General features: G+C 69.7%; 1 protein-coding gene. It reads right to left on the bottom strand.

The window, feature by feature from the left end:
- Positions 1-125: 125 nt before the first annotated feature.
- On the bottom strand, positions 126-551 hold the full coding sequence (locus N1F91_RS30925) for a hypothetical protein (protein ID WP_289997754.1): 426 nt from the start codon (positions 549-551) through the stop codon (positions 126-128).
- Positions 552-1,033: the final 482 nt, after the last annotated feature.

Raw genomic sequence — 1,033 nt, 5'->3', positions numbered from 1 at the left:
GACGGGCGCGGCCCCGAATTCGGTGAATTGTCCCCGCATTTCCGCCAGCGCCGGCGCGCCGGGAGGCGGCTCTGCCGCCCGGCCAGTCGGACCCGGGAGATGTTCGGTGCAGCGGCGCGGCCACGTCACGACGTGTCGTGGAACGACGGCAGCGGGAAGCCGGCCCTGTCGCCGCCGGCCATGGCAAGACGCGCGCCGCGGCAGGCAGGCCTGCCGCTGCTGCAGGCGGCCCGGTCGGGCGCGCGGTCGCGGCCAGTCATCCGGCAGTCGATGCCGCCGAGCCGTTCGAGCAGCGCGACAAGCACGGTCGCGTACCAGCGGAGGCGCCAGGCGAGCAGGACGGCATCGGCGGGGCTCGCGTCGCCGGGACCGGCGACGGGCGTGAGCTCGGCCACAATCTCCGCCAGCTCGACCCGCAGCGCCCTGGCAACATGGGCCTGCACGATGCGCTCGGCGATGCGCAGGAAGAACAGCACCAACCAGCGCACCGGAAAGGCGCGGCCGGCGGCGATGTCGGCCTTGGCCGCCATCGAGCCGAGCACCGCAATCATGCTCCTCAGCTTCCGCCCGTTCCGTACCGCACCACCCACGTCGTCCGTCCTCCTTCAGCTGCGACCATTGTGCGGCAGCGTGGGAGGGGTGTGGACAGAGCGGGGTGAAATTCGTGCAAAGGGTTGATTTCCTTTGCGATGGCAGACGCGGATCGGGTGCCGGAAATGCGGGGACAGTTTACTTAATTCGGCTCGAGAACGACTGAGGAAGGCCTCGAACTCTGCCGAATTAAGTAAACTGTCCCCGTATTTCCCTCCGCCGCGGCTCCCGGGTCTGCGCCTCCGCTTCGCCCGGGATGACGAAGGTGGGGGGATAGGCTCTGGTCCAGACCTTGGACGCTCGCGGATGGATCCGGCGGGCCCCCCCCTCCGCCTCGCTTCGCTCGGCACCTCCTGTACCCTTTTCCCGCGGTTTCTGGATGCACGCCGTGGGTCGCGCGAAGTGAAGCGGAGCGGAACGGAGCGTGACCCACGGGCGACGG

This window comes from Aquibium sp. ELW1220 (genome assembly GCF_030398385.1).
GTDB lineage: Bacteria > Pseudomonadota > Alphaproteobacteria > Rhizobiales > Rhizobiaceae > Aquibium.
Note: the sequence above shows the minus strand (reverse complement) of the source record. Positions and strands in the feature narration are given on the sequence as shown.